The organism is Streptomyces sp. AK08-02 (assembly GCF_033795085.1).
Taxonomy (GTDB): Bacteria; Actinomycetota; Actinomycetes; order Streptomycetales; family Streptomycetaceae; genus Streptomyces; species Streptomyces echiniscabiei.
In genome coordinates this window covers 1-2,207 of the sequence record NZ_JARAZV010000043.1, presented here as the reverse complement: position 1 = coordinate 2,207, position 2,207 = coordinate 1, and the positions used below count along the sequence as shown (strand labels likewise).

1 protein-coding gene is annotated in these 2,207 nt (G+C 66.4%); it reads right to left on the bottom strand.

The genetic code is table 11. The annotated features are described in order from the left end of the window. The coding region (locus tag PV734_RS45645) for an RHS repeat-associated core domain-containing protein (RefSeq protein ID WP_319295222.1) at positions 1-2,207 on the bottom strand (2,207 nt) is incomplete at both ends.

Here is a 2,207-nt window from a genome sequence, read left to right as displayed (position 1 = left end):
CTTCAGACCTTCGCCGAGGCTGTCGACCTTGCCGTTGCCGTTGTCGCCCGGTACAGGTGTCCGGCCGCTCGGGTCGGTGTACAGAGTGGGTGTGTTGTTGGCGTAGGCGTACGCCGATACGTATGGGTTGCTGGGGTCAGGGGCTGCCGGGTCGGGCCGGTTGAAGCGGCCGATGGCGGTGTTGTACTGGCGGGCGTGGAGGTCGAGGTTGCCGGTCGTGGACTCAAAGCGAGCGCCTGTGTACGAAGGGGTGCTCGCGGGAGCGCCCGTGGTGACCGTGCCCAGCACTCGCGTGCCGAATGGGTCGTAGGCCCAGCGCTGGTAGAGGGTGCCGGTGCTGCCGGTGACGTCGACCGGGGAGCCCTGGGTGTCGTGGTGATAGTAGAAGAGTGCGCCCGCACCGGTTTCGGTGGCGGTGGGCTGGCCCAACGGGTCGTAGCGGTTGGACTGCTTGATCACCCAGGCGCTGTCGTAGTCGGTGGCCTGGATGGGCAACGCGGCGTTGGGATCCCACTGGGTGCGGTTGGTGACCGTGCCGTCCTTGGCGGTGGTGACCTGGTTGCCGGTGGCGTCGTGGTCGTAGGTGTAGTTACTGCCTCCGACCGTGGCTGCGGAGATCTGTCCGGCCAGGTCGTAGGTGTAGGTGTCGGCGCCCGCCTTCGTCTGGTTGCCTTCGCCGTCGTAGTCGTAGGCGGTGGTCGTGGTGCCGCTGGTCGTGGACGTCAACTGGTCGGCCGCGTCGTAGACGTAGCTCGTGCCGGTGGTGCCAAGGGTGGAGGTCAGGCGGTTGCCGACCTTGTCGTAGGTGTACGAGGTGGTACGGGTCGACGCGCAGCCGGTGACCCAGGGCTGCGGGTAGCAGCCGGATGTCAGGCGACCCGCGGTGTCGTACGTCTGGTCGTAGCCGCCGGTTCCCACGCTGGCCCGGGTGACGTCCACGTGGGTGGGCAGTCCGGCCGCGGATAGGGTGAGGGCGGTTTTGGTGATAGTGGTCCCGGATTTGGCGGAGGTGACCGCGGTCAGCCGGCCGGTGCGATCGTAGGCGCGGTCCTCGGTCTCGGTATTGGGCAGCGTGGAGCGGGTCAGGTTGCTCGAAGCGTCCCAGACGTAGTTGGTGGTGACTCCGTCGGCCGTCATCGACGAGGTGCGGCCGTCGTTGTCGTAGGCGTAGGCGATGGTGTTGCCGTCGGAGTACTTGCGGGTGAGCATCTGCCCGGCGGCGTCGTAGGTGTAGGAGAAGCCACGGGTCTTCGTGAGGTGGCCGACCGCGTCGTAGACGAAGTCCTCGGAGACCTTTGAGTTGGCGCGGGTCGTCATGCGCCCGGCGCTGTCGTATACGTACGACACGTCGGGGGTGGTGTCCGGGTAGTCGACCTTGGTGAGCTGGCCTCGGGTGTCGAAGGCGTAGTTGGTGGAGCCGCGCGGGGTGGTCTTCTTGGTCAGGTTGCCCTCGGCATCGTAGGCGAGGGAGGTCGCCCGGTTCAGGGGGTCTGTGACCGTGATCAGGTGGCGGGCCGCGTCATAGGCGTACGAGGTGAGGTGGCCGTTTGCGTCCGTGCGCTTGGTGACGTTGCCTGCCGCGTCGTACTCGTATGTGGTCTTCCCGCTGTCGGCGGCGGTGACTGTGGTGAGTTGGTCGAGATTGTTGTAGCCGTAGGTGGTGGCGCGCGTGTCGGCGTCGATGCGCTTGGTGATGTTGCCCGCCGCGTCGTACTCGGTGGTGCTTACACCGCCTAGCGGGTCGGTGACGGTCAAGGGGTTGCCAGCCGCGTCGTAGCGGTTGGTGGTGGTGAACTGGGCGGGGTCGGCGCCCGTGACGTTGCCGCGAGGATCGACTGCGGTGACCTGGCGGCTGTCGCCGTCGTAAGTCCAGGTCTCCTTGTTGCCCAGCGAAGAGGTCCGGCTGAGCACGTTGCCGTCGGCGTCGTAGGCGTAGCTGGTCGTCTTCGCTAGTTGGTCGGTGGTGCTGCTCAGCTGGTTGTTCTTGTCGTAGACCGACGAGACGCTTTTGCCGAGGGCGTCAGTGACCTTGGTGACGTTGTCGACAGCGTCGTAGGCGTAGCTGGTCGCGTTGCCCAGTGGATCGGTTACCTTGGCGGGCCGGTTCACTGCGTCGTACTCGGTGCTGACGGTCGCGCCTGTTGGCCCGGTCACCGTGATGCGGTTACCCACCGCGTCATAGGCGTAGCTCGTCGTGTAGGCGGCCG